Below are 26,402 nucleotides of genomic sequence, written 5' to 3' on the forward strand. Positions count from 1 at the left end.
CTGTCCGCCACGTTGTGACTGCCATTGAATCTCATCGAACAGCTGGCCCGGCTCCACGCCCACTGGACTGCGTGGCATTCGAGTTCGTCAAGGCGGTGGCACTTCTGTTTCTCGGCATCCGGCTTCTCTCCGCGTGATTCCCACGGCCCAACACCGGGTGTCCGGAGACAGCCAAGGATGCATAACACCCCTGAGCGGAGGAATGCCGCAATTTCTCTGGAGGTGACGCCATGCTGGCTGCCATGCACACGCGTAACCGCAGGAGGTCCCAGTGACAACGACGGGCAGTACCGGAACGGCCGTATCCGGCGCCCGGCACCGTCCCGAGCGCCTGCCGGGCGGGAAGATGGTGGTGTCCTGGCTGACCACCACCGACCACAAGACGATCGGCTCGCTGTACCTCATCACGTCGTTCGCGTTCTTCATCATCGGCGGCGTCATGGCGCTCCTCATGCGCGCAGAACTGGCCCGCCCGGGTCTGCAGATCATGTCGAACGAGCAGTTCAACCAGCTCTTCACGATGCACGGCACGATCATGCTGTTGATGTTCGCGACACCGCTGTTCGCGGGCTTCACGAACTGGATCATGCCGCTGCAGATCGGCGCCCCCGACGTGGCCTTCCCGCGGCTGAACGCGTTCGCCTACTGGCTGTACCTGTTCGGCTCGCTGATCGCGGTCGGCGGTTTCCTCACCCCGCAGGGTGCGGCCGACTTCGGCTGGTTCGCCTACGCCCCGCTCAACAACATGGTCCACTCGCCGGGCATCGGCGGCGACCTGTGGATCATGGGTCTGGCCTTCTCCGGCTTCGGCACGATCCTCGGCTCTGTCAACTTCATCACCACGATCGTCTGCATGCGCGCTCCAGGCATGACCATGTTCCGCGTGCCGATCTTCACCTGGAACGTCCTGCTCACCGCGGTGTTGGTGCTCCTGGCATTCCCCGTGCTGGCCGCGGCCCTGCTGTGTCTGGAGGCAGACCGGAAATTCGGTGCCCATGTCTTTGAAGCCGCCAACGGCGGACCACTGCTGTGGCAGCACTTGTTCTGGTTCTTCGGACACCCGGAGGTGTACATCATCGCGTTGCCGTTCTTCGGCATCGTCACCGAGGTCATCCCGGTCTTCAGCCGCAAGCCGATCTTCGGGTACGTGGGTCTGATCGGCGCGACCATCGCGATCGCCGGTCTTTCGGCGACAGTGTGGGCGCATCACATGTTCGCCACCGGCGGTGTCCTACTGCCGTTCTTCTCCTTCATGTCCTACCTCATCGCGGCCCCGACCGGCGTGAAGTTCTTCAACTGGATCGGCACCATGTGGAAGGGGTCGCTGAGTTTCGAGACGCCGATGTTGTGGGCGTCGGGTTTCATGGTCACGTTTCTCTTCGGGGGTCTGACCGGTGTTGTGCTGGCCTCGCCACCGATGGATTTCCACGTCACGGACTCGTACTTCGTCGTCGCTCACTTCCACTACGTCGTCTTCGGCACTGTCGTCTTTGCCATGTTCTCGGGGTTCCATTTCTGGTGGCCGAAGATGACGGGCAAGATGCTCGATGAGCGGCTGGGCAAGATGACCTTCTGGATGCTGTTCACCGGTTTTCATGGCACCTTTCTCGTCCAGCACTGGCTGGGTGCGGAGGGGATGCCGCGCCGTTACGCGGACTACCTGGCAACGGACGGGTTCACCACGCTGAACACCGTCTCCACCATCAGCTCATTCCTGCTCGGCCTGTCGATGCTGCCGTTCTTCTACAACGTGTGGAAGACAGCCAACTACGGCAAGAAGGTCGAGGTCGACGATCCGTGGGGCTATGGCCGATCTCTTGAATGGGCGACGTCGTGCCCGCCGCCCCGGCACAACTTCCTCACCCTCCCCCGCATCCGTTCCGAGTGCCCCGCGTTCGACCTGCACCATCCGGATATCGCTGCGAGGGAGGCAGAACAATTCAGGGCGGCTCACCCGGTGCAGGCACGTCGCGAGTACGGCAAGGGCGGGCACGAAGGGTGAAGCCGGCCTGACGCCGATACCCACGCCGATGCTCGCGCTCCGCCGATCGGGCATTGAGCACGCCGCGCGCTGTATCCGTCCGGCGGGTTACGGCACCGCGATCGCAGCGCCTCGACACACTGGTGTGGAAGCGGAGCGTGGGGAAGTGAGGCTGCTGTGGCGTTCGGGCTGGCTCCCCGCAAGGTGCGGCCGAAGGTGCCGCTGCGTCATGGCGAGGGCAGCAAATTCCGTTTGACCAGCCTGGAGGGGCTGGCCGCGTTGGCGCTGGACGCGCTCAGCTCGGTGGCCTACGGGCCACAGGCGATCGTGGTGGTCCTGGCCGCGGCCGGGACCGGGGCTGTGACTGCGGTACTGCCGGTGACCCTGGTCATCACCGGACTGCTGGTGGTGCTCGTCATCTCCTACGGTCAGGTGATCGCCGTCCATCCGGATGGCGGTGGCGCGTACGCGGTGGCCAAGGAAAGCCTCGGCGTGCGGTCCAGCCTGCTGGGGGCCGCGAGCCTCGTCATCGACTACGTGCTCAGCGTCGCCGTCAGCCTCGTCGCCGGTGCGGCCTCGCTCGCGTCGGCCTTTCCGGTGCTCGCCCCTCACCTGCTCGCCGTGTGCTTGACCGGACTGATCCTGCTGACCGCCGTGAACCTGCGCGGGATCGCCGAGAGCGCACGGGTGCTGATGCTTCCCGCCGTGCTCTTCCTCGTGAGCATGTTCGGTGTCATCGCGGCGGGACTGCTGCGCTCGCACCCGGCCGCCACGGTGGGCACCGGCCAGCCCGTTCATGCCAGTCAGACGCTCGGTGTCCTGCTGCTGTTGAAGGCTTTCGCGGCCGGGTGCTCGGCGCTGACCGGGGTGGAGGCCATCGCCAACGGCGTGCCGATGTTCCGCAAGCCGCGGGTGAAACGGGCGCAGCGCACCGAGTTGATGCTCGGCGCCCTCCTCGGGGCGATGCTGGTCGGCCTGGCGGTCCTGATCCGCCGCGATCACGTGGCTCCGCGCGGTGGTGTGACGGTCCTGGCCCAGGTGACCGCCGGGGCCTATGGCACCGGCTGGGCGTACTACGCCACCAACCTGATCGTCGCCCTCGTCCTCGGCCTGGCCGCGAACACCAGCTTCGGCGGCCTGCCGGTCCTGATGAGCCTGCTCTCGGGAGACAACCGGTTGCCGCATCTGTTCGGCCTGCGCGCGGAGCGGCCCGTTCACCGGTACGGTGTGGTCGCCCTGGCCCTGCTGGCCGGGGGCCTGCTCATCGCGGTGAACGCCGACATCGAGCGTCTGATCCCGTTGTTCGCGATCGGGGTGTTCACGGGCTTCACGATCAGCCAGGTGGGGATGGTGCGGCACTGGGCCAGGCAGCGTCCCGCCGGATGGGTTTCCAGGGCACTGCTCAACGCCGTCGGGGCCGTGCTGACCGCTGTGGCGGGGGTGGTCCTGCTCACCACCAAGTTCCTGGCCGGCGCCTGGATCGTCGTCCTGGCCATCCCACTGCTGATGCTGTTGTTCGCCAGGATTCAGCGCTACTACACCGCCGTCGGTGCCGAACTCGGGCTCGGCCGCATTCCCGCCCGGCCACACCAGGCCGCCAGCCTGGTCATCGTCCCCCTGGGCGAGGTCAGCAAACTCGCCGAACGCGCGATCACAGCAGCGCTCGCACTGGGCGACGAGGTTGTCGCCCTGGCCGTCCACTCCGACCCCGGTGCTGCTGACGCCCTGCGGCAGACCTGGGAACGCTGGAAGCCCGGCATCCGGCTCGACATCGTCGACAGTCCCCACCGCTCCTTGGTGCACCCCGTCGTCGACTACGTCCGGCGGGCCAGAGCCGACGGCCGGCAAGTCGCCGTCCTCATCCCCCAGGTCGAACCGAGAAGCCGCCGCTACCAGATCCTGCAGAACCAGCGCGGCACCCTGCTCGCGACCGCTCTGATCACCCACACCGACGTCGTCGTATGCATGCTCCCCTACCGTCTGGCCCGCTGAACCCGTGTTCAGCGCACCGCGACTCCAGTCGGCGCCAAGGACAGGTCACCAGGGCTACCTGCTGCGACAGCAATAACGCAAGAGCGCGGCTCAGCCTGCCGGGTCCGCAGCCGTCCGCCGGAAGCATGAGGGGGGAGGCGTTGGAGGCGGTTGGCACGATGACGGGCAGGTGTGCGTGGTGCACGACCTCGGTGCTGGTCGACCCGAGGACAAGGCGCGCCCCCAGAGGCCCGAACCATGTGTGTCGATCACCAGCAGGCAGGCATCCTTGCGCGCCTTCGGCAGGACCTGCGCCGGGCGTCCCGCCTCCGTGACGATCTCCACCTCCCCGCGGGGCGCGAGTTGCTCCAGCCACTCGTGGACCGTGTCGGTGACCAGGTGTTTCGGTGATCGCTGCTTGCGCGGCGTGGACCAAGCGGGCTGCGCTCGGTTCTTCTCCCTGTGCGAGCACCGAGTCTGCCGTTCTTCGGCATGGCGTGCGCGGGCGACATCGTCAGTGACCGCCACGGTGGGCAGGACACCGGCTCTTGCTCGTGGGGTGCTGCTCAGCATTCTGGCAGGAGCGATTCGATGGGTACCTGCGGGTCGGCGAGTTTGCTGATGTCAACCTGCTGGCCGGAGCGGACGAGGGCCTGGATCGGCTCGGTGACGTCCCAGATGTTGACGTTCATGCCCGCCAGCACCCGGCCACGTTCGAGCCAGAACGCGATGAACTCACGGGCGCCGGCATCGCCTCGGAAGACGACCTGGTCGTATCCGCCGGGCTCGGCGTATCCGGCGTATTCCATGCCCAGGTCGTACTGATCGGAGAAGAAGTACGGCACCCGGTCGTAGGACGCCTCCCGGCCCAGCATCGCCCTGGCGGCGGTCTGTGGCTGATGCCGCGCGTTGGCCCAGTGCTCCACGCGGATGCGCCGGTTCAGCAGGGGGTGGAAAGCATTGGCGACGTCGCCCGCGGCGTAGACGCCCGGTGTGGAAGTGCGCAGCCGCTCGTCGGTGAGAATGCCGTTGTCGACCTGAAGGCCCGCGGCTTGGGCAAGGCCGGTGTTGGGGACGATACCGATGCCGACGATGACCGCGTCCGCGTCGATGCGGGTGCCGTCGGACAGCAGCACGCCGTCGACGGTACCCGCGCTGCCGGTCAGTTCGGCGACCTGTACGCCGAACCGCAGAGTCACCCCGTGGTCGCGGTGCAGGTCCGCGAAGACCTGGGCGACCTCGCGGCCAAGGACACGCAGCAACGGCAACTCGGCCATCTCCAGCACGGTGACTTCCACACCGGCGGCGCGGGCCGCGGCAGCGGTCTCCAGGCCGATCCAGCCGGCCCCGACGACCGCCACCCGTGAGGCGGAGGAGAAAGCGTCCTTGATCCGGTCGCTGTCCTGGACCGTGCGCAGATACAGCACCCCGTCCAAATCGGCACCCGGCACTGACAGACGGCGCGGTGAGGAGCCGGTGGCCAGCAACAACTCGGCGTACTCCAGTCGACTGCCGTCCGCGAGCGTCACCTCGTGCGGGGCCGGGTCGAGTCTGGTGACCGCCGTCCCCAGGCGCAGGTCGACGTGGTGCTCGGCGTACCACTGGGGCGGGTGGACGTAGATCTGCTCCCGGGCGTCCTTGCCCATCAGGTAGCCCTTTGACAGCGGCGGCCGCTCATACGGCCGTTCGCTCTCCTCACCGATCAGGATCAGCGTGCCGTCGAAGCCCTCCTCTCGCAGCGCCTGCGCGGCCTTGGCCCCGGCCAGACTGGCTCCGACAATCACATACGCGCTGTTGTCAGTCATGATGAGTCCCTGGTCTGCGGCGGACGCGCGCTGTTGAGAGTGACCGAGAGCTGGTCGGCGAGCTTCTCCCAACTGGCGTCGAACTTCTCCACGCCCTCGTCCTCAAGGGTCTGTACGACGTCGTCGTAGTCCACGCCGGCCGCCCGCAGCCCGTCGAGTACCCGTTGGGCCTCGCCGTAGCCGGAGCGTACCGAGTCGGCGGGCACCTGCCCGTGGTCCGCGACCGCGCGCAAGGTGGCCTCGGGCATGGTGTTCACCACGCCCGGCGCCACCAACTCGACGACATAGCGCGTGTCCAGGTAGGCGGGATCCTTGGCGGACGTCGAGGCCCACAGCGGTCGCTGCGGTCGCGCGCCGGCGCCCTGCAGCGCCTTCCACCGCGGCGAGGAGAACACCCGCTCGTAGTGCTGGTAGGCCAGACGGGCATTGGCGATCGCCGCACGTCCGCGCAGACCGGCCGCCCGCGAGCTGCCCGCCTTGTCCAGCCGCGCGTCGACCTCGGTATCGACGCGCGAGACGAAGAACGAGGCCACCGATCCGATCGCGGACAGCTCCCGGCCCGCGGCGCGGGCCCCTTCCATCCCGTCGAGGAAGGCATCCATGACCTGGTCGTACCGCGACAGGGAGAAGATCAGCGTGACGTTGACGCTGATCCCCTCGGCCAGGCACGCGGCAATCGCTCCCAGGCCCTGCCGGGCGGCCGGAATCTTGATGAACAGGTTGGGCCGGTCGACCAGCCACCACAGTGCCCGCGCCTCCGCGATCGTGGCCGCCGTGTCATGCGCGAGCCTCGGGTCGACCTCGATCGAGACCCGTCCGTCGACGCCGTCCGTCGCCTCGTAGACCGGGCGCAGCACGTCGCACGCCCACCGCACGTCGAACGTGGTCAGCGCTCGCAGCGCCTCACCGACCCCAACTCCGCGGGCCGCCAGGTCGCCGATCTGCCCGTCGTATGCGTCACCGTGCGTGATCGCCTTGGCGAAGATCGTCGGATTGGTGGTCACGCCCACCACATGGTCACGCTCCACCAGTTCTCGAAGGCTCCCGGACACCAGTCTCTCCCGGCTCAGATCGTCGAGCCAGACCGACACTCCCGCTTCACTCAGTGCGGACAACGGATTCATGGCACTGCCGCTCCTCTCCGCCGTGCGGCCGAGACTGCGCAGGGGATCTTTGCTCAAACCGGCTTCGGCCGGTGCCACGCCACGCCAGTGACGGGGCCTGCCGCCTCATCGAGACCACACCTCCCACCAGGTTGGGCGGGGGCGAGCCCGGCCGCCACTGGTGGGCCAGGAACCCATCACAGACGCGACGGCTGCCGCGGCCAGGGCATCGAAGTTCAGCGCCGAAGCAGGGGCTGGCGACTACTGGCACAAAACGAAGCGCTACCGGTGGTGGTATCCCGTCCAGGTTCTGGATACGGCTCGACTCTCCATGCTCCTGGCGTTGCTCCGTGGCCGGTTAGCCGCCCGACCATGCGTCTCTGGCCCCAGGCGCGGCGCGAGCGAATGGTGGTACGGCACTCGTGCCTCGAAGGGGTGCAGTCATGCCTTCGATGCCGGCCAGTCTGTGGAGGCGGCGGCGCAATCCGCTCAAACGGCGTTCGGACATCGTGGAGGCGTGGGCCGCGCTGCCGGCCCTGCTCGTGCTGTCGATCGCCGCCCCGGCAGCGGGCATCGCCACGTGCGCGGCCCTCCAGGACTACGCAGCCCATCAGCGTGCCAGCATCCACCGCATCATGGCGGTGGTGCAGCAGGACGGATCGAGCCTGCCCGACGGGTCAGCTGGGGACGGCAAGGTTCCGTTGGTTCAGGCGCCGGTCCGCTGGAAGGCACCCGATGGTTCGACACACACCGGTACGGCACATGTCGCACCAGGACAGAAGGCCGGAACGCGTACCACCGTGTGGGCTGACCACGCCTCACGGCTCGTGCCGCAACCGCCGACCGCCGCACAGTCCACGGCTTACGCCGTCATCGGCGGCATCGGAGCGTCCGCTGGGGTCGGCCTCCTGGCGCGATAGGGCGTGTCGCCCGCATGGTCCTCGCTCTGGAAAAGGTGGCGACTTCCGGGAACTTCACCCAGATCGAGGGTGGGCAGCTTTGCAGGTGAACTTGAGGATGAGGAGAACCGCTGCTGTCTGAACCCGTTGTACCCGGGCGGTTCGTCCTGCCGTGAGGGCACACGCACCCGTATGCCATGCCTTGGGCCGCCTCCTCTGGCGGGAGGACGAGGGCTTCGCCAAGTTCACCGCCGTCGGCAACGAGCTGTTCGAGCAACTGGAGGCCGAACTCCACACCAAACGCACCGCTGCCTGACGCAGGCCGCCGCCGTCGAACGGTCCCCAGTGCCCCAGTCTTCGGCGACTACCGGTCGGCAGACACACCGGGGAACAAATCAACCGCTAACAGCGCCGGACTATCGAGGACGATGGCCTGGCCACGTGCAACGACGGCAGGGAGCGGATCACTATCCGCCTGCGGGCCGAGCCAACGCAGCAGAGGAGAGAGCATGGCCGCGAACAACGCATTCGTGATCGTCGGAGCCAGCCTGGCCGGCGCGAAGGCAGCCCAGACCCTCCGGGAAGAGGGCTTCGACGGCCCGATCGTGCTGCTCGGAGATGAAGCTGAGCGCCCCTACGAACGCCCGCCGCTCTCGAAGGGCTACCTGCTGGGCAAGGACGAACGTGACACCGTCTACGTCCATCCTTCCCAGTGGTACGCCGAGCAGGACATCGACCTGCGGCTGGGCGCCACCGTCACCGCGATCGACCCGCGCGCCCATGAGGTGACGCTCGCTGACGGCGGCCGCATCGACTACGCGAAGCTACTCTTGACCACCGGCTCTTCACCTCGCCGACTGCCAGTACCCGGAGCCGACCTCGGCAACGTCCACTACCTGCGCAGTCTCATCGACAGCGACCGCATCAAGGATTCCTTCGAGTCCGCGTCCCGCATCGTGGTGATCGGTGCCGGCTGGATCGGGCTGGAGACAGCGGCCGCCGCCCGCGCGGCGGGCGTGGAGGTCACTGTGCTGGAGATGGCGGAGCTGCCGCTGCTGCGTGTGCTGGGCCGCGAGGTCTCCCAGATCTTTGCCGACCTGCACACCGATCACGGGGTCGAACTGCGCTGCGGTGTCCAGGTCGCCGAGATCACGGGGAACGGCAGCCGGGCGAACGGTGTGCTGCTGGCCGACGGCAGCCGCGTCGCTGCCGACGCCGTCATTGTCGGGGTCGGCATCACCCCCAACACCCAGCTCGCCGACGCTGCCGGCTTGGAGGTCGACAACGGCATCCGCGTCGACGCCCACCTGCGCAGCTCGCACCTGGACATCTCCGCCGCCGGGGACGTCGCCAACGCCTTCCACCCCTTGCTCGGCAAGCACATCCGTGTCGAGCACTGGGCCAACGCCGTCAACCAGCCGCAAGTCGCGGCAAAGGCGATGCTCGGCCAGGACGTCACGTACGACCGCGTTCCGTACTTCTTCACCGACCAGTACGACCTGGGCATGGAGTACACCGGCTACGTCGAGCCTGGCGGCTACGACCAAGTGGTCTTCCGCGGCCGGAGGGACACCCGCGAATTCATCGCCTTCTGGCTCGCCGAGGGCCGCGTCCTGGCCGGGATGAACGTCAACGTCTGGGACGTCACCGACCCGATCCGCGACCTTGTCACCTCTGGCCGAGCAGTCGACGCAAAGGAACTCGCCGATGCCGCCGTGCCCCTGACGCACCTTCTCGGGCGCCCCGACGGGACGGGTTGATCAACAAGGTCGTATCGGTACAGCCTTTCCTGCCGGCCCGGTACCTCGATCCGATGAGAGGCGATCAGACAGCCGTCGGCTGCGGTCGGCTCGCGGCTCACCGGCGGCGTATTGGTTCGACCTCTTCAAGCTGCCCTGTGGCGACATCGAGAACGAACCCACGCACGGATTCGCGGTGGGGGAGGAAGGTACTCGACTTGATGCGGCTGATGGACCGTTGTACGTCGGCTGTTACGTCGTGGAAGGATTCCACCGGCCAGAGGGGCCGGAGACCGTCCTCGCTGCGGATCGGCTCTTTGAGCGTGTAGCCGGGGTAGGCCAGCATCCGGCAGTCAGTGTGGTGGATGAGGATGATCTCGTTCGTTCCCAGCAACTGCTGGCTCACCGCCAGCGATCGGATGACGTCGTCGGTGACCACTCCGCCTGCATTGCGGATCACGCTGGCCTCGCCTTCCTTCAGACCGAGGACGGCGTAGATGTTCAGTCGCGCATCCATGCAGGCCACAACGGCGACATGCTGGGAGGGTTCCATCGGAAGTGGGCCGGTGAAACGAGAGGCATAGGCTCGATTGTTCGCGAGATACTGCTCGGTGACCGACATCCTTTGCCGCCTTCCCACAGTGGTCTGTCTTGGCACGGATGGGCGCTGTGGACGCAGGGTCCTCCGGTTTCGCAAGCCCCCTGCCCGGTGCGGACGGCTGTGCCGGCACTGGCACGTGGCCTGTGCCAGGCCGCGCAGCAGTCTGGGCGAGAACTACGTCCCTCACTTCGATGGTCGCTCCGAATGCGGACGGCGCCATCTCCGGGCGGGCACCGCCACCCCCCCCCCGGGCCGGGCAAGGCAGTGAGAGGAGCGTGCCGCGAGACGTCTCCTCGACCGACGGGCGTACGCAGCCGCACAGCTCAATCCAATCCGGAGCCGCCAGATTCGCAACCGTGTGTCCCGAGCGTCCGGACGCTCGGCACCAGCGCTGAGCAGCAGCAATTCTCCTTGGCGGGCGACACGAAGCCCGTCGTTTTGCGGCGCCGGGTGGACCGCGGGAGGCTGAAAAGGTGATTCGTCGGCGTGTGGCGGCCCGTGCGCCCGGCGCGCCACTGCCGTCGCGCGCCGAGAGCGGTGCCGAGTCATCTCTCAGAGCCGTCGTCAGGGCGCCGATGGTCTATGTGGTCGCAGCGACCGTACCGATCGTGCTGCTGGAGCTGATGATCGATGACCGCACCGTGCGGCTCATCCCCCTGCTGATCCTGCTTCCCGCGTTCCCGGCCGCGGTCGGCACCGTGCGCCAGACCGTCTATGCGGTGGGCTGGGTGCTGATAGTGATCACCGCAGTTCTGCTCTACCGGCCGCTTCCCTCGTCGTACGACTTCGCGATCGTCATCGTGCTGGCCTTCGTTCTCGGCCTGCTGTGCGTGGTGACCTGCCACTGGAGGGTCCGTCGGGAGCGGGAGCTGCTGCGGGTCCGGTCCACGGCTGTCGCCCTCCAACGGCAGATGCTGCGGCCCCTGCCGATCCTCACCGACCGGGTGATCGTCGACGGCGTGTACCTGCCGGTGGAGGCGGACAGGCTGGTCGGAGGAGACCTCTACGAGGTGGTGGACTCCCCGTACGGCACGCGGCTGCTCGTCGGCGATGTCCAGGGCAAGGGCCTGCCCGCGCTCGGAGCCGCCTTCGCCGCGCTCGGAGCCTTCCGCGAGGCCGCCCTGCGTGAGCCCACGCTCACCGCGCTCGTGGACGCCCTGGAACAGGCCGTGGTCCGGCACAACGCCTTCGCTCAGCAGACCGGCGAACCGGAGCGATTCGTCACCGCTCTCATCCTGGGTATCGACACCTCGACTGAGACGCAGGCCGTCAACTGCGGCCATCCTCCGCCCTACCTGCTGGAAGCCGGGCCGGTCACGCCTGTGCAGCTCGGCGACCCAGGCGTACCACTCGGTCTCGCGGACCTCTCTCCCAAACCCAGGACCGTTGCCTGGTTCCCCTTCCCGCCGGGCGCCACCCTCATCAGCTGCAGCGACGGCGTGACCGAGGCCCGCAGCATCACCGGCGCCTTCTATCCCCTCGAAGAGCGCCTACAGGCATGGGCGGGTATCTCCCCCTGGGAAGTCGCCGGTCACCTGACCGAAGACCTCAGCCGCCACACCGCAGGCGAACAGCGGGACGACATCACCGCGCTCGTCGTCCGCAGGGCTGACTGAACAGGTGCTTCCCCGTAAGGGCAGCACATCACACGACATGGCTCGGAGGTATCCGCAATGACGAACGCCGCCCCTCCCGCACCGATCGTGGTCGGCACCGACGGCTCTCCCGCCTCCGGGCCGGCCGTACGCTTTGCCCTTCAAGAGTCACAACTGCGCGGGACCGGGCTCCGCGCCATATGCGCGTACGACTTCACCATCAGGTACGGCGGTTTCCAGTGGCCTACTGCCTCCGGTTTCCACGATCTGGACACCCAGCTGCGCGATACCACGTTGGAGGCGGTTACCAAGGCGCTGGAGGAGGCCCAGGAGCAGGTCGGCGGCGCGCCGGTGGAGGTCGACATCAGAGTCGAGGCGGGCCGCCCGTCGCAGGTCCTGCTGGACGCGAGCGAAGACGCCTGCCTCCTGGTGGTCGGCAGCCGGGGCTCGGGCGCATGGGGGCGCCTCACCCTGGGCTCCACCAGCACTGAGGTCGTGCATCACGCCCATCTCCCGGTCGTCGTCGTGCCCGGCGGGCAGCCGGGCCGGCCGTCGTGAACGACTCCCTTGCCGCCGCACCCGCACGGGTGGGCGGCTACGCGGCGCTGCGGGACTATGCGGTGATCGGGGACGGCCGCTGTGTCGCGCTCATCGCCCGCGACGGAGCGGTGGACTGGCTGAGCTGGCCTGACTTGGACTCGCCGACCCCGTTCGCTGCCGTTCTCGACCATGTCCGCGGCGGCAGATTTCTCTTGCGGCCCGACGTGCCGTACACCGCAGCACGCCGCTATCTTCCCGGCACGAACGTGCTGGAGACGACGTTCGTCACCGCAGGCGGCACGGTCCGGGTGACCGACGCGCTGACCCTGCCCGACACCGCCTCGCTGGCGCCCGGACGGGAGCTGGTCCGGCGGATCGAGGGCCTGGCGGGCAGCGTCCCGATGCGCTGGAGCATCGAGCCGCGCTTCGGCTACGGCGCCCACGTTCCGCACCTGGCGCGCCGTGCGGGCGTACCGGTGGCCATCTGCGGCCCCGATGCCGTCGCGGTCTGCGCCTGGAACGCGGGCGAGCCGCAGTGCACAGCCGATGCCATCACCGCCCACTTCCGGTCCGATGCCGACACCCGCGCCCTGGTCGCGTTGCCCTACGCGCACCAAGAGCCGCTGGTCCTACCCACCCGCGCCGAGTGCGAGGCCCGCCTGGACCACACCGTCGCCACCTGGCGGCAGTGGGCGGAGCACCGCACCTACACCGGGCCGTGGCACGACGCTGTGCTGCGCAGCGCCCTCGCCCTCAAGCTCCTGGTCTTTGCCCCCTCCGGCGCGGTCGCCGCCGCCGCGACCTGCTCACTGCCCGAGGAACTCGGCGGGGAACGCAACTGGGACTACCGCTTCAGCTGGATCCGCGACTCCGCCTTCACCCTGGACGCCTTCCTCCAGCTGGGCTGCGCACCGGAAGCAACCAGCTACTTCTGGTGGCTGATGCACGCCTCCCAACTCACCCACCCCCGCCTGCACGTCCTGTACCGCCTCGACGGTGGCACCCGCGCAGCCGAGCGGACCCTGCCCCTGTCGGGCTACCAGGGCTCGGCGCCCGTGCGCGTCGGCAACGCCGCCGCTGACCAGCTCCAGCTCGACACCTACGGGGAACTGCTGCAGACCGCCTGGTTGTACAGCGCCGCAGGCCACCGGCTCGACGCCGACATCGCCCGCCGGCTGGCCGAGACCGCCGACTTCATCTGCACCATCTGGCAGCGGCCGGACGCGGGCGTCTGGGAGGTCCGCAGCGGCCCCGAACACTTCACCCAGTCCAAGATGATGTGCTGGAACGCCCTGGACCGCGCTCTCGACCTGGCTCAGCGACGGCTGATCCCGGACCGGCACGCGGCCCGGTGGCGGCACGAACGGCAGGCCATCGCCGAGTTCGTCGAAACGCGCTGCTTCAGCGAGCATCTGAACAGTTACGTGCGCTCCGCAGGCAGCGAGGACCTGGACGCCGGCCTGCTCCTCGGCCTGCTCCACGGTTACCGCCCGCCCGGCGACCCGCGCATGGGCGGCACGGTCGCCGCGATCCAGCGGACTTTGCAGGACGGCCCCTACGTCAACCGCTACCTCGGCCCCGATGGCCTCCCCGGGGACGAGGGCGCCTTCCTCGCCTGCTCGTTCTGGCTCGCCGAAGCCCTGGCCCTGTGCGGCCGCGCCGACGAAGCCGCCCATCTGATGGACCGGCTCGTGGCCCTCGCCAACGACGTCGGCCTCTACAGTGAGGAAATCGCCCCCGCGACCGGTGCCTTCCTCGGCAACCTGCCTCAGGGCTTGTCTCACCTGGCCCTGATCAGCGCCGCCTGCGCGATTGGGGAGGCCAAATGATGAGCATCTGGGCCGCACTGGCGGGCGGGTTCGCCGGAACGCTGGTCTTGACCACTGGACTGCGGGCGGCCAACACCTTCAACCTCACCCGCATCGATCTGCCGTTCCTGCTCGGCACCGCCTTCACCAGCGACCGGACCCGCGCCAAGGCTCTCGGCTACGGTGCGCACTTCGTCAACGGCCTGGTCTTCGCCCTGCTCTACTACGGGGTTTTCCTCGCCATCGGTTACAGCAGTTGGTGGCTGGGCACCGTCTTCGGCCTCGTCCACGGTCTGTTCGCTGCTACCGCGCTGGTCAACGTCCTGCTGCCCCTGGTCCACCCGCGCATGGGCAGCTCCCAGACGAGCGCCCCCGATGTCGCGCTGCTCGAACCGCCTGGCTTTCTCATGCTCAACTACGGCCCTGGCACACCCGCCGTCACCCTCGTCGCACACCTCGCTTACGGCACCATTGTCGGGGGGTTCCTCACCTGGCCGGGCTGAGAACCGCCGGCCGGCGCCGCGCGGGGCCTGCTGCGTGCTCCGGCAGGCCGTACGCGGGCCGGGTGGCGTGGAACCAGGACCAAGAACCCGCACAAAGCAGCCTGCCATGCGGGGCGAAGGCGGAAGGGTCCTCAAGGCACATTCACATGAAGCGGCGCCCACCGGTCCGCATCCTGCGCCGCTTCCGGCGGCTTCGGAGCCTGCGTGGCATGTCATGCGGGGTCCGGAAGGAGGCGGCCATGACTTTGCCCATGCATGACCGGCAGGTCCTAGCCCAGATCGAGAAGCACTTCATGACCCAGGACCCTGAGCTCGCGCTGCTGCTGAGCACCTTTGGCGCTTCCCGGTCCATCCGCCACCGGATCGCCCTTGCTCTGCGCCACCACGCCGGCGCCGTTGTGGCCTACGCGGCTGTGACGGCGGCCGCGATGCTGCTCGTCGCAGCCTGCGCGACCCAGAGTGTGGCCGTACTGATAGGGGCCGGGGGCATGGCGCTCGCAGTCGGAGTGGCGAAGCTCACGGCATACCTCCGCGCCACGTTCGGCCGCCGGGCCCACCAGGCCCGCTGCCGTGATTCTCAGGGCTGAGGACTCCACCACCTGTGCCGTACGGGCGGACATCGCCGGTCGGTATAGAAGCGTCAGCTGTGCTCTTTCGGCAGGTCGCGGAGATGCTCCAGCGCTTCGGCGCCCTCCGTGGCCCTTACTCTGCCCGATAGCGGTGCCCGACCTCCTCGAACCGCTCGGGGCATGCGCGTACCACTTGCGTAGGCCAGTTGAGGGCGCCGCTTCCTTGCACCACTCATCAAGGCGTGCCTCGTCTTTGGCCAGCCTGCGCGGCCAGATGCGATCAACGAGCACCCGCGTCCCGTCCTGGAACGAGGGACCTTCGTAGACGCGGCGCACGTGTACGAGAGGTCTGCTCGCCCTCGCCGCCTCCTGACAACCACTGATACCCGGCTCGGCGTCCGAACGCTCCACCGTCACTATCTCTCCAGAGGTCCTTCGGTGCAGCACCGACACGTACGGCCTTCGGCCCCTACCCGAGAGCATTGCTCCTCGCAATGCTTATATCGGCATAAAATAGACCTGCATGGCAAAGGCGGGAGGACGGATCCGATGAAATGTCACGACTGTGCGTCGGTGGACATGGTCGTGGACGCTCGCTCAGTCTCGGGCGTACTCGGTGGCGGCGAAACAACACGGAATAGGGTCGCCGAATAACTGCACGCGACGTAGGGAGGCGTTATGAGCCGCAGAGTCGCAGTGCTCGCCATGGTGCTAGCAGCAATACTCGCCGGGAGCGCCGCGGTAAGTGTGTCACCGTGGTGGTGGTGTGCGGCCGGCCCATTGCTCGCATTCGCAGGCACCGGCACATACGACCTCACGCAAAAACGTCACTCGGTACTGCGTAATTACCCAGTCATCGGGCATCTTCGGTATTGGATGGAGGACGTCCGGCCCGAGCTCCAGCAGTACTTCATCGAGCGGAATTACGACGGGCGCCCATTCGACCGGGACACCCGCTCCACGGTCTATGAGCGCGCCAAGGGCACCTCAGACGTGGACCCGTTCGGCACCGAACTGTCGGTGTACGAGCCCGGCTACGAGTACTTCGCACATTCCGTCGTGCCCTGCCGGGTGCCCGAAAACCCGGTCACGGTGACCGTGGGTGGGCCCGGATGCGGCCGTCCATACGAGATGGCGCTGCTGAACGTGTCCGCGATGAGCTTCGGCTCTCTGTCGGCCAACGCAATCCTGGCTCTCAACCGGGGCGCCGCCGCAGGGAATTTCGCACATGATACGGGTGAGGGCGGCATCTCCGAATACCACACCCGCTATGGCGGGGATCTGGTCTGGGAAGTGGGGACGGGTTACTTCGGCTGTCGCACCCCGGGCGGAGATTTCGACGCCGAGGAATTCGCCCGGAAGGCGGCATGGGAGAGCGTCCGCTGTGTTTCCCTGAAGCTTTCGCAGGGCGCAAAGCCCGGAACGGGCGGGGTCCTACCGGGGGTAAAGGTCAATGCGGAGCTCGCCCGTGTACGTGAGGTGGAAGAGGGCCGCACCGTCATCTCACCCCCCTATCACCGTGTCTTCTCCACTCCGCGTGAACTGGTGCTGTTCCTTGCCCGGATGCGCGAACTGGCCGACGGCAAGCCGGTCGGCTTCAAACTGTGCGTCGGCAGCCGCCGCGAAGTGCTGGCAATATGCAAGGCAATGCTGGCCGAAGACATCACGCCAGACTTCATCATCGTAGACGGCGCCGAGGGCGGTACCGGCGCCGCCCCGCTGGAATTCGTCGACCATGTAGGTACACCCCTGACCGAAGGGCTTATCACGGTCCACAACGCGCTGGTCGGCACCGGGCTGCGTGCCCGCATCCGCATCGGGGCGAGCGGCAAGGTCGCCACCGGTGCGGACATCGTCAAACGGCTGATCCAGGGCGCGGACTACACCAACGCGGCGCGGGCCATGATGTTCGCGGTCGGCTGTATCCAGTCGCAGCGCTGTCACACCAACACCTGCCCCGTGGGCGTCGCCACGCAAGACCCCCACCGGGTACAGGCGCTTTATGTACCGGACAAGTACCTACGTGTGCAGCGCTTCCAACAGGCCACGGTGCACAGCGCCATGGAGATCATGGCCGCGCTCGGCGCAACGGACCCCTCTCAGCTACATCCTCGTATGCTCTACCGGCGGATCTCACCGCACGCCGTCGCGTCGTACGACGAGCTGTTCACTTGGCTAGATCCCGGCCAGCTGATGTCCGGCGATCGACTTCCTGAGGACTGGGCGCTCGATTGGGCCGCTTGCGCACCGGATACATTCCGCACCTGAGCAGTTGCTGCATCTGCCCGGTTGGAGTCGTGCACGCGGCGTTGATCTGAGCTTGTGCTTTATCTACCAAGATCTTCCAGGCTTGCCGATGGCCTTGAGGGTCTCGGGGCGTTTGACGGTCTTGCCGACGTCGTAGCGGGGTGCCCGGTGTTTGTTCTTGGCGCCGGGTGGTCGGCCGGGGCCGGCTCCTCGGGGTTTGGGAACACGGGTCGGGCAGGCAAGGTGAGCGCGGATGTTCCTGAACCCCCGGCGGACCCGGGCCGGGGTGAGCCGGTCGGAGGTGGTGGGTTTCTCCCAGGGCCTGCGGAGGTCCGCGGCGAGGGGCCGGGTGAGCCGGAGCTGGGTGTGAGCGACGATCAGAATCCAGGTCCAGCGGTCCGCCGCCTCGGGAGTACGGAGTTTCGGGGTGGTCCATCCGAGGGTCTGCTTCGCGAAGCGGAACGTGTGCTCCAGATCGAAGCGGCGGAGAAATGCCTGCCAGAAACGGTCCACATCGTCCGGGGTGGCGCCGGTCTTCGAAGACCACAACCACACCGGCGGGGCATCCCGGTCCTTCGACAGATGCTCGACTTTCAACCGCATCAACGTCCCTTCCACCAAGGGAAGTTCACCATCATAATCAAGCCATGAGGAACGGTGGGTGAGCCGGGGGTGGGCCCGGTCCCATGCCTGGGTCTCGGCCTTGCCGTAGTTGATGGTGTCCGTGACCGTGGTGATCGCGGGCTCGGGCCAGGTCTCCGGCTTGGTGAAGCGGAATTCCGGGCCGTGCTTGGGTGGCCGGCCGTTGACGCCGTGCATCCTCGGTGGTTTCGGCAGCCGCATGACGCGGTCGGAGCGGACCCGGCCGACCAGCTCGACCGGCAGATCACGCAGGACCCAGGCCAGGCGGGTGACGTCGTAGCCGGCATCGCTGACGACCACGATGTCCGGGTCCCCGGCCTGCCACTGGCTGGCGGTGATGAGCCGTTCAACGACTCCTCGGAGCTGAGCGGCGGTGACCGCGGTCGCGTCGTCCGCCGGGCCGAGCCGGACCGCGTCCAGGATCGCGGTCCAGGACGTGGCGCCTGGCTCCAGCGCGGCCACGAAGGAGTAGGGCCAGCCCGGAATGAACTGCGACGCCGTCTTCGCACGGCCGTAGACGTGGCAGAACAGCCTCTCCGCCGAACACGGCGCGTCCGAACGAAGCCACGGCGACACATCGACCGCCAGGACCAGGCGCCCGCCGTCGAAACGCGGCAACGACAGGCCAGCCAGCACCGTCCGCAGCCGATCGACGTCGATCCGGCCGTGGTTCAAGCCGCCGTACATCGCTCCGTGCCCACGTCGATGCTCGGGCAACAGCGTCAAGTCCACAGGGGACTTCACTGCACCGTCCGCACACAGCACCCCGTCCACCAGCTCGAACAACTCGTCACGCCGGGCGGTCAGGCACTCGTAGAACTCTCCCCGGAAGCGTGACGCTTCCGCGAACGCTTCCCTCCGGACAGCATCAGGCAGCAAACTCACCCTCACGGCCTTCGTCGTGTTCACGTGCACCTTGGTCGGAGCACATGATCAGACGAAGGCCGCCCCCACGTCCGGTGAATCCCCAGGTGAGCGAGTCAGTTCGAGACATCGTTCGAGGCCGGAAGATAAAGAACTTCCCAATGACGATGTCAAGCGGCTGCCGTGACGGTTGGTAGTACCTCATAACACGCTCCGTCGCGGATCATGGCCCACAAGACGTTGGCTCGTCGACGGGCCAGAGCGAGCAAGGCCTGTTTGTGCCCCTTCCCCTCGTTCCGCTTACGTCCGTAGTAGGCCTGCGAGGCGGTGCAGGTTCTCAGGCTGGCCATGGCGGAAAGGTAGAAGGCTCGGAGTAGGCCGCGGTGATAGCGGCGCGGACGGCGCATGTTCCCGCTGACGCGGCCGGAGTCCCGTGGCACGGGTGATAGGCCGGCGAAGGAGGCCAGGCGGTCGGCCGTGCCAAAAGCGTCCATGTCTCCGCCGGTGGCGGCGATGAACTCGGCGCCGAGAAGGGCGCCCATGCCGGGCAGACTGCGGATTACGGCGGCGTGACGGTGCTCGTGGAAGCGGGCCTCGATGAGCGCGTCGAGTTCGGCGATCTCCTCATCAATGACCAATACACCTTTGGCGATCCGGGCCACCATGGCGGCCGCGAGCGTCTCACCGGGAAGCGCGGTGTGCTGGCACTTGGCCGCCTCAACGATGGTTTCGGCGAGCGTTGCAGCGTTCTTCACCTTGCGGTTCTTCAGCCAGGTTCCGATCCGCTTGGTTCCGCTGCGGCGTATCGATGCCGGCACCTGGTAACCGGTCAGCAGGACGACCGGGCCCTTCTTGCTCAGATTCAGTGCACGCTCCAAAGCCGGGAAAAACTCCAGCAGTTGGGCACGCAGTCGGTTGGTCTGGCGGGTCCGATCGTTGACCAGATCCAGGCGTCGAGCTGTCAGAGTACGCAGGTCAACGGCTATCTCATCGCCAGGGCGAAGGAAGCCGAGGTCTTGGCGCATGCGGGCCTGGTCGGCGATGACGAAGGCGTCCTTCTCGTCCGTCTTGCCCTGGCCGCGGTAGGCGGTCGAGGCCTGATGCACGGCCAAGCCGGTGATGTAAACCATCGGCTGATCGTGGCTGAGCAGGAGGCCGATGAGCAGAGCGGCACCACCGTGGTTGATGTCCACCGCCCACAAGGTGTCCTCGGACAGTGCGAGGACGTCTGAGATCAGCTCCAGCAGGGCCGACTCATCGTTGAGGACGCGGCGAGAGAGGAGGCGGTCTCCTCGCTCATCGAGCACCACACAGTGGTGGTGTTCCTTGCCGATGTCCACTCCGGCCCAGATCTGGGGCACGGTCACCTCCGCCAGCTCGTCGCTACAGATCGATCCCGCAGACGACCTCGCCGACGTTGTCCTACACAGCGATCAAGTCGCGTATCCCAATTAGCGGTCGAGTCGTCGCGGGGCTCCGGGCGGCCAAGTTCTTTGAGCCATCCAACGGCGACAAGCTCACAGCCATACCCAGAACCCCCGGGCCCGACGATCTTACGAATGACCGCCTCAGACCCACGCTTGGAAGGTAGGACAAGCTGAGAGCGTGTTTTTGAACTCGGGTCGTGAGGTCTGCCCGGCTGGATGATCTGGGATGTGGCGTCTGGCGGGTTGGGTCGGCGGTACTGCTGGGAGTGCGGTGATCCGCTTCCGTCGACAATGGCGGCGGAAGCGGTGTTCTGCTCGGGTCGTTGCAGGTCACGGTGGTGGCGGAGGCTCCAGCGGACCCGTCAGCGTGTGATCGCCATGCAGCGTGGCGACCAGGCCGAGTGCCCAGTCTGCGGCCGGTCGTGGACGCTGGGGGTCGAACGATCGAGGTCGGCGTCTACTGCTCGCCACGGTGCAGAGTGCGGGCCTGTCGGCAGAGACAGGCGTCGCGGAACGGCGTCACGGAAACACCGTAGACGAATGGCCCCCCATCACCACAGGTCACAGCCGTTTTTCGCAGGTTCTGAGGCCGGGCAACGGGTGCTTCGAGAGCCCCCGATTCGCGCCCTGTCTTGTCGGCCACACCCACTACCAGGGCATCCGCGCCCCGATTCCGTTGGCCCCCTTTCGCCCCGTCCCAGGAGGGGCGGCTCGGAGAGCCGTCCTTCATGAAGGCACCTTCCTTGCCGTCTTCGCTGGCTGGATTACCCCCTCAGCCAGCGGTGATCTGATTGCCTTTCACCGGGGAGCGGTTCGCCCGGCCCCTGTGAGTGAGAGGAGTGGATAGGAGTGGCTATGGATGAGGGAGAGTTCGACGCCGGTGGTGTCGACGATGCGGCGGGGGCACCGCGGTCAGTGGAACTGCCCGAGGACTACTCGCAGATCGCGATCGGCGGGATGAAATCAGTCATGTCCGCCATAGCGGGGCTGGTTCCGGGCATAGGGCTGGTCACCGGTTTAGCCATGGGGACGGTCCTGGACATTCTCTTCCCCGGGCCGGACGTTTGGAGCGAGCTCCGTGACAAGGTCAAAGAGTTCGTGCATGGTGAGATCAACCAGGCCTACTTCGATGAGCTGCAGGGGGATCTGAGGGGCATCCGCGATGTCGCGGGAGACTACAGCGATCTCGCGCAGCTCGGCCAAGACCCTTCCGCCATCCGGAGCAAGTGGCTAGCGACCGAGACCGAGATCGCCAAGGCGGTCCCCCGGTTTGAGCCCACCGGCGCCCCTGGTGAAGTGCTGGACCCGGTTCCCCTCCTGCCGCTGTTCGTGCAGGTGGTGCATCTGCACCTGATCTTGCTGCGCGACATGGCACTGCACGGGCAGGAGTGGGGTTTCGAGTCCTCGACCGTGGACCATTACAAGGCGAAACTCGCCAAGCTCGCCGGACCCGCCGGTGACGCGTCCTACATGCGGCGGGCCAAGAAGACGTACGAGCGGGGCTACGGCGAGTGTGGCTCCGATGTGGAGCGGATGTCGTACGAACGCGGCATGGTCATGAACGGGTACGCCCAGCACACCGCCTGGGAGTTCGTCGACGTCGTCAAGTACCCGAACGGGCACGACGTCAATCTGGACTGGGTGGTCTACGTGGGCCCGTTCGGAAGGATTACCGGGGGCATACCCGCTACCGCGCGCCCGCATCCCGGAGGCACCACGTCCGTCCGGGACCTCACCGTGTACACAAGCCGCCGTGTGACTGGCGCGCGCTGGCAGCCGTGGGCCAGCGGGCCCGACGGGCCGGCCCTCACGGTCGGCAAGACCGACACCGGCAAGGCCCATCCAGTCGAGTCGGGTGACAGAAGCATCAGGCATCTGTGGGGCTACGGCTGGCCTGCCTCTGTCGAGTTCGGTGTGCTCGGGCTCGCGTTCGGCGTCGGGGCCACCAAGGACGACAAAGAGAAGGCGCCTCCCGGATGGATCGGCGACCCTTCCCTCACCGTCAATAACCCCCCGAACAACTTAGAATTCTTCGCTCCTGGCTACTTCCTGTCCGACATTCGTGGCGGAAAGTATCACGAGTGGGGCTTCGGGAAAGACACCATCGAGTGGATGGCATTCGGATTCCGCACGGGGGCCATGCCCTACCGGCCGTCGGCGGACCCGGTTGCGGGGCACGCGTACCTGCTGCAATCCGTACACGACGGCCGCTACCTCGTACCGCAATCCGCAAAGCAGAACGCGTACGTCCTCTTGAGCCGCGACTCCGACTCCAAGATGGCTTCCTGGCACCTCACGGACGGCGGACTGCTGCGGAACCAGGCGGCGTCGGGGTTCATGCGGGTATCACCCCAGCACTCCGTGCGCATGAACCTTTCCGGCACGCCGTTCAAATGGGTGCGGCAGGAAGACGATACGTACGCCATCTTCAGGAAAGACAACGGCGGTTGTCTGGTGGCAACTGAGGATGGCTGGCTCATGGACACATGGCCCTTCGAGCCGAAGAACCCGCGCATGAGGTGGGCCTTCCGTCCTGTCGTTTCCACCCGGCGAACATTCGGCAGCACCAGGCCGAGCTTCGACCTGGAAACGCGTCGGAAGGACGTCGGATACTTCGAGGCCACTGTCACGGTGTCCAACCCCGGCAATGGCAGGGCCATCGAAGCGGGCTGGCACCTGTCCTTCCTTCTCCCCAAGGGGCTCGGCAGCCTGGTGAACGTCACCGGTGACCCGGTCACGCCCGAGGTGATCACCGCACGGCCGGTCGACCGCGGACTGCTCGTCGAGCTCCGGACCGCACCGTGGTCTGCCAAGAAGGACATCAAACCGGGGGAATCCTTCACCTTCACCCTGACCGGAGAAGCCGACACCACGACCACCGACCTCCGCAAGATCCACATCCAAGCCGACATACCCCGCATCAACGGCATCCCCATCAACAACACCTGGTCCGCAGAGGACACCACCCACACAACAAACCCCTGAGGTGAGGCACCCGGTGTCTGGCAGGGGCCACGGCGTGGCGGGCGCCAGGCCCCGCAGGCGTGAACGATCGCATGCCCCCGGAAGGACACTGGACGGGGCTGCGTCGGTGCTGCGCTCGTGCGGGCTGCGGCGCTGCCGTCGCCTCGTCTGGGGCCGGCTCGCGTATGCCCCGGCTCGTAGCGCTCGCCACGGCCCCACTGCCCAAGACGGGCCAGGAGCACCACCAGAACAGCCTTATACCGTTCCCCGCCCCACCAGGCCCCGGGCCTTCAAGCCCGGGGCCTCCTGCTGCCGGCTACCAGCGATGCGGTGCGATGGTCCGAATCTCCGCGATGACGACGCCGGTCACGGGGTCACGGTGCACCGTGGCGTGCAGGCCCCAGTCGGCCGCACCGACGGTGAACCACCCCGACGCGAAATCGTCGACGCGATTCGCTATTCGACGAGGACTTCGAAGTCGACGCCACCGATCTCCACCGCGAGCGCGGCGTCTCCCCGATACTTCGTGATCGCCCCGACCCGCGTGACCAGTGGATGCGCCGCCAGCAGGTGCATGAGCAGATCCCTGACCCCCTCACAGCGGGGGCCCTCGCATTCGGTCATCTCAAGATCTCCGGCGTCATGGTTCTCCGAGCCTCGCGCTGGCGTGCTGTGTCCTGCTCAACGAGAGCCGCGTGGCCGTGATGCGAACCGGCCCGGCCCGGCACTGCAACCGCCGGGAGAAGAGCAGTAAGGAAGGCGGTCAGCCGTCGGTCGGCGCTTGTTTCCTCGGCCAGTTGGGGGTGGCGCCTTTCCGGGCCAGGCGCCTGGTCATGAGGGTGATGGCGGCCCAGGTGATCAGGGTCTCGGAGGCTGGATGAGCCGCTCGTAATCACGGGCATGGCGGCGGGCGTTCATCATCCAGACCAGGCTCCGTTCGACGACCCAGCGGCGGGGCAGCACGACGAAGCCGGAGGTGTCCTTCGGCCGGCTGACGGTCTTGATCGTCAGGTTGAGCTGGCGTTTGGCCCAGGTCACGAGCTTGCCCGCATAGGCCCGGTCGGCCCAGACGATGGTGATTTCCGGGTGCATCAGGCGGAGTCGGAAGAGGACTTCCTTCGCCGCGGCGGAGTCGTGCAGGTCGGCGGGGGTGACCATCACCATCAGCGGCAGGCCGCGGGTGTCGACCACGAGATGCCGCTTGCGGCCATTGATCTTCTTGCCCGCGTCGTAACCTCGACTGTCCTTGCCGACGGTCGAGGCTGCCTTCACCGACTGCGAGTCGATGATGGTGGCAACCGCCCGGAGCCCTTTGCCCATCTCCCGGCGGATCCGGCCGGCGAGCTGGTCGCGGATCTGGCCGATGACACCGCAGGCGGCCCAGCGGGCCATGAAGCCCCAAACTGTGCGCCAGGGCGGGAAATCCGCAGGTAGAGCCCTCCATTTGCAACCGGTGTCAACGACATAGCGGATCGCATCCACGATCTCGCGTCGGGGATGTTTCTCCGGCCGGCCGCCGTGTGAGGTCTCGCAGGCCGGCGGCGGCAACAGCGGTTCGATCAAGGCCCACTCGGCGTTCGAGGTGTCCGAGGGATAGCGGGGGCGACGCATCTTCTCCTCCGCGGGTGACCTGCTGCGGGGGCCGACCGGCAAAGCCGGTCGGCCCCCCCAAGGAACGGTCAGGCACTGGCGATGAGGTCGAGGGTGGATTCGATGGAGTTGAGCTGGGCGACGATGTGCTTGACCCACTTGTCGTTCGGGTGGGCGGCGGCATGCGGAGCGACAGTGCCGGTGATGAACCGGCGGAACTCGGTCAGCTTTTCCCTGACCACCTGCCGTTCGTATGCCTCCAGCGCGGCGCGTTCGGCACCGAGCTGATAGCCGTCCGCCCTGGTCCATATCAGCGGTGGCCAGCCTTGGCGGCGGCCTCGTCCCGCAGGGCGGCAAGCCCCGCTCTGGCCTGGCTGGGGCGACGGAATTCTGTGAAGCGGCTGGGTTCATGGCCGTACCACTTGCGCAGTTCGCTCGACGGGGCGACGTCACGTAGCCACTCGTCGAGGTGCGCATCCTCCTTACGCATACCCCGCGGCCAGACCCGGTCGACGAGTACCCGCTTGCCGTCCTTGGGCGAGGTCTCTTCATAGACTCGGCGATAGGTGATCTGTTCGGCCATGACGGCACCCTTCAGATCGATCGGCCGCTCCCGGCCCCGGACCGGTGGACAGCGGTGACGTCACCTGTGGGAGCGGATGTGTTCGGCTCACCCAATTTTATCGCCGGGTGGGCCGACCGGAGACCCGAGGCCGACACCCGCGCCCGCAGCCCGCAGCCCGCAGCCCGCGGAAGAAAGGTGTGCGCGACACCGGCCCCGCCACCCCGGAGGCCCAGCACTTCCCGACCGCGACCGCACCGCGGATTCACCACCTGAGCAAGCTGGACGCCGCCGTAGCACCTACCGTGCCTGCCTGGTCGCCTGGCGGGAGGAGGTAGCCCTGGTCAAACGCCGGTCATATAGGGAGTCGGAGTGCTGGGCGACGCCGGTGCCCGGCCTCGGCCCGCCGGCCGCGGCGCTGCAGAGAGGGCGGCAGGGGTTCAGTTCGGCTCTTCCGTGTTCTGCGTACCGGCTGCTCCTGCTGGCCCTTCGCGCTCGTTCGGCGAGGTCTGTTCCCGCAGGAAGCGTTCACTCTCCCATGTCAGGCTGCGCTCGATCTGGATGTAGTTCAGGCCCGTTACGTCGGCGAGCTCGCCCTCGTTAAGGTCCGGCTGCGTGCGCAGGGCACGGGCGATCTTGCCCGCCCACAGCTCTTCCTTGACAAAGGGACGCTGGCGGTACTGCTGCTGGAGCTCGCTGAGGTGTTCGGAGCCGCAGGCTGCCAGCCGGCGCAGGCCGTCCCGGTCCGGGTCGTAAGGGTGGAGGAAGGAAGAATCAGCGACCAGGCTGTAGACCTGCGTTGCCGCAGGGATCGGCATAGCGCACAGGTCACACATCCCCAGGCCAGTCACCCGCTCGCCACCCTTGTCCACACCGCGCTTCTCGCTCATACCCCCAGCCTGCCGGGCTTCGGCCACGCCCGCCTGCCGAAGATGCGGCCGTAGCCTGAGGAGAGGCGCCCCGGTCCGTCACGTCCGAGTGGTTGGCTTTGG

The 26,402-nt window shown here is 67.3% G+C and carries 20 protein-coding genes and 3 pseudogenes; 12 read left to right on the top strand and 11 right to left on the bottom strand.

What is annotated here, in order from left to right; translation table 11 throughout:
- The first annotated feature begins 331 nt into the window (after positions 1–331).
- Together ctaD and ABR737_RS41325 are read left to right on the top strand one after the other, a co-directional pair.
- Positions 332–2,002: an aa3-type cytochrome oxidase subunit I gene (gene ctaD, locus ABR737_RS41320; protein WP_350257123.1), complete on the top strand. Its 1,671-nt coding sequence runs from the start codon at positions 332–334 to the stop codon at positions 2,000–2,002.
- A 156-nt stretch (positions 2,003–2,158) separates the two neighbouring features.
- On the top strand, positions 2,159–3,973 hold the full coding sequence (locus tag ABR737_RS41325) for an APC family permease (RefSeq protein ID WP_350256281.1): 1,815 nt from the start codon (positions 2,159–2,161) through the stop codon (positions 3,971–3,973).
- A 545-nt stretch (positions 3,974–4,518) separates the two neighbouring features.
- Here ABR737_RS41325 and ABR737_RS41330 read toward each other — a convergent pair.
- Complete coding sequence (locus ABR737_RS41330) at positions 4,519–5,757, bottom strand: NAD(P)/FAD-dependent oxidoreductase (protein WP_350256282.1); 1,239 nt, start codon at positions 5,755–5,757, stop codon at positions 4,519–4,521.
- Positions 5,754–6,881, bottom strand: coding sequence for a transaldolase (tal, locus tag ABR737_RS41335; protein WP_350256283.1), 1,128 nt, complete (start codon positions 6,879–6,881; stop codon positions 5,754–5,756). The genes ABR737_RS41330 and tal overlap by 4 nt, the downstream gene beginning before the upstream one ends.
- A gap of 422 nt (positions 6,882–7,303) precedes the next feature.
- On the opposite strand from tal, the gene ABR737_RS41340 reads away from it, so the two are divergent.
- The 3 genes from ABR737_RS41340 to ABR737_RS41350 all read left to right on the top strand — a co-directional run bounded on the left by ABR737_RS41340 (position 7,304) and on the right by ABR737_RS41350 (position 9,519).
- On the top strand, positions 7,304–7,780 hold the full coding sequence (locus tag ABR737_RS41340) for an Rv1733c family protein (RefSeq protein WP_350256284.1): 477 nt from the start codon (positions 7,304–7,306) through the stop codon (positions 7,778–7,780).
- 151 nt (positions 7,781–7,931) lie between these two features.
- Positions 7,932–8,075 (top strand): hypothetical protein, encoded by a 144-nt coding sequence (locus ABR737_RS41345; protein WP_350256285.1) that lies wholly within the window; start codon positions 7,932–7,934, stop codon positions 8,073–8,075.
- A 193-nt stretch (positions 8,076–8,268) separates the two neighbouring features.
- A complete protein-coding gene (locus ABR737_RS41350) occupies positions 8,269–9,519 on the top strand; it encodes an NAD(P)/FAD-dependent oxidoreductase (protein ID WP_350256286.1) in 1,251 nt (416 codons plus the stop codon).
- 97 nt (positions 9,520–9,616) lie between these two features.
- On the opposite strand, the gene ABR737_RS41355 is transcribed toward ABR737_RS41350, so the two are convergent.
- Positions 9,617–10,120, bottom strand: a complete 504-nt coding sequence (locus ABR737_RS41355) for a beta-class carbonic anhydrase (protein ID WP_350256287.1) — start codon at positions 10,118–10,120, stop codon at positions 9,617–9,619.
- 452 nt (positions 10,121–10,572) lie between these two features.
- Here ABR737_RS41355 and ABR737_RS41360 point away from each other — a divergent pair, with 452 nt between their 5' ends.
- From ABR737_RS41360 to ABR737_RS41380, 5 genes are all read left to right on the top strand, one after another.
- A complete protein-coding gene (locus ABR737_RS41360) occupies positions 10,573–11,715 on the top strand; it encodes a PP2C family protein-serine/threonine phosphatase (RefSeq protein WP_350256288.1) in 1,143 nt (380 codons plus the stop codon).
- A 57-nt stretch (positions 11,716–11,772) separates the two neighbouring features.
- Entirely contained in the window at positions 11,773–12,252 is a 480-nt protein-coding gene (locus ABR737_RS41365) for a universal stress protein (RefSeq protein ID WP_350256289.1), read from the top strand.
- Complete coding sequence (locus ABR737_RS41370; protein WP_350256290.1) at positions 12,249–14,063, top strand: glycoside hydrolase family 15 protein; 1,815 nt, start codon at positions 12,249–12,251, stop codon at positions 14,061–14,063. Before ABR737_RS41365 ends, ABR737_RS41370 begins: the two co-directional genes overlap by 4 nt.
- Positions 14,060–14,545 (top strand): hypothetical protein, encoded by a 486-nt coding sequence (locus ABR737_RS41375; protein WP_350256291.1) that lies wholly within the window; start codon positions 14,060–14,062, stop codon positions 14,543–14,545. Before ABR737_RS41370 ends, ABR737_RS41375 begins: the two co-directional genes overlap by 4 nt.
- Positions 14,546–14,784: 239 nt before the next feature.
- Positions 14,785–15,132: a DUF3040 domain-containing protein gene (locus ABR737_RS41380; RefSeq protein ID WP_350256292.1), complete on the top strand. Its 348-nt coding sequence runs from the start codon at positions 14,785–14,787 to the stop codon at positions 15,130–15,132.
- Between the two features lie 216 nt (positions 15,133–15,348).
- Here ABR737_RS41380 and ABR737_RS41385 read toward each other — a convergent pair.
- Positions 15,349–15,597 (bottom strand): annotated as a pseudogene (locus tag ABR737_RS41385) (DUF488 family protein, N3 subclade); the annotation flags it as partial.
- A gap of 195 nt (positions 15,598–15,792) precedes the next feature.
- Between ABR737_RS41385 and ABR737_RS41390 the strand changes: the two are divergent.
- A complete protein-coding gene (locus tag ABR737_RS41390; RefSeq protein ID WP_350256293.1) occupies positions 15,793–17,382 on the top strand; it encodes an FMN-binding glutamate synthase family protein in 1,590 nt (529 codons plus the stop codon).
- A gap of 63 nt (positions 17,383–17,445) precedes the next feature.
- Here the strand turns inward: ABR737_RS41390 and ABR737_RS41395 are convergent, their stop codons facing one another.
- Together ABR737_RS41395 and ABR737_RS41400 are read right to left on the bottom strand one after the other, a co-directional pair.
- Positions 17,446–18,888: an NF041680 family putative transposase gene (locus ABR737_RS41395; RefSeq protein ID WP_350256294.1), complete on the bottom strand. Its 1,443-nt coding sequence runs from the start codon at positions 18,886–18,888 to the stop codon at positions 17,446–17,448.
- Between the two features lie 149 nt (positions 18,889–19,037).
- Complete coding sequence (locus ABR737_RS41400; RefSeq protein WP_502964441.1) at positions 19,038–20,228, bottom strand: IS110 family RNA-guided transposase; 1,191 nt, start codon at positions 20,226–20,228, stop codon at positions 19,038–19,040.
- 921 nt (positions 20,229–21,149) lie between these two features.
- Between ABR737_RS41400 and ABR737_RS41405 the strand changes: the two genes are divergently transcribed.
- Entirely contained in the window at positions 21,150–23,279 is a 2,130-nt protein-coding gene (locus ABR737_RS41405) for an insecticidal delta-endotoxin domain-containing protein (protein WP_350256295.1), read from the top strand.
- Positions 23,280–23,714: 435 nt separating this feature from the next.
- On the opposite strand, the gene ABR737_RS41410 is transcribed toward ABR737_RS41405, so the two are convergent.
- The 5 genes and pseudogenes from ABR737_RS41410 to ABR737_RS41430 form a co-directional block, all read right to left on the bottom strand.
- A complete protein-coding gene (locus ABR737_RS41410) occupies positions 23,715–23,882 on the bottom strand; it encodes a hypothetical protein (RefSeq protein ID WP_350256296.1) in 168 nt (55 codons plus the stop codon).
- 139 nt (positions 23,883–24,021) lie between these two features.
- Positions 24,022–24,869: pseudogene (locus ABR737_RS41415) on the bottom strand (IS5 family transposase).
- A 68-nt stretch (positions 24,870–24,937) separates the two neighbouring features.
- Positions 24,938–25,090, bottom strand: a complete 153-nt coding sequence (locus ABR737_RS44040) for a hypothetical protein (protein ID WP_502964454.1) — start codon at positions 25,088–25,090, stop codon at positions 24,938–24,940.
- Between the two features lie 71 nt (positions 25,091–25,161).
- A pseudogene (locus ABR737_RS41425) lies at positions 25,162–25,431 on the bottom strand (DUF488 domain-containing protein); the annotation flags it as partial.
- A gap of 419 nt (positions 25,432–25,850) precedes the next feature.
- Positions 25,851–26,300: a hypothetical protein gene (locus tag ABR737_RS41430; RefSeq protein ID WP_350256297.1), complete on the bottom strand. Its 450-nt coding sequence runs from the start codon at positions 26,298–26,300 to the stop codon at positions 25,851–25,853.
- Between the last annotated feature and the right edge of the window lie 102 nt (positions 26,301–26,402).

The organism is Streptomyces sp. Edi2, from assembly GCF_040253635.1.
In the GTDB taxonomy this organism is placed as follows: domain Bacteria; phylum Actinomycetota; class Actinomycetes; order Streptomycetales; family Streptomycetaceae; genus Streptomyces.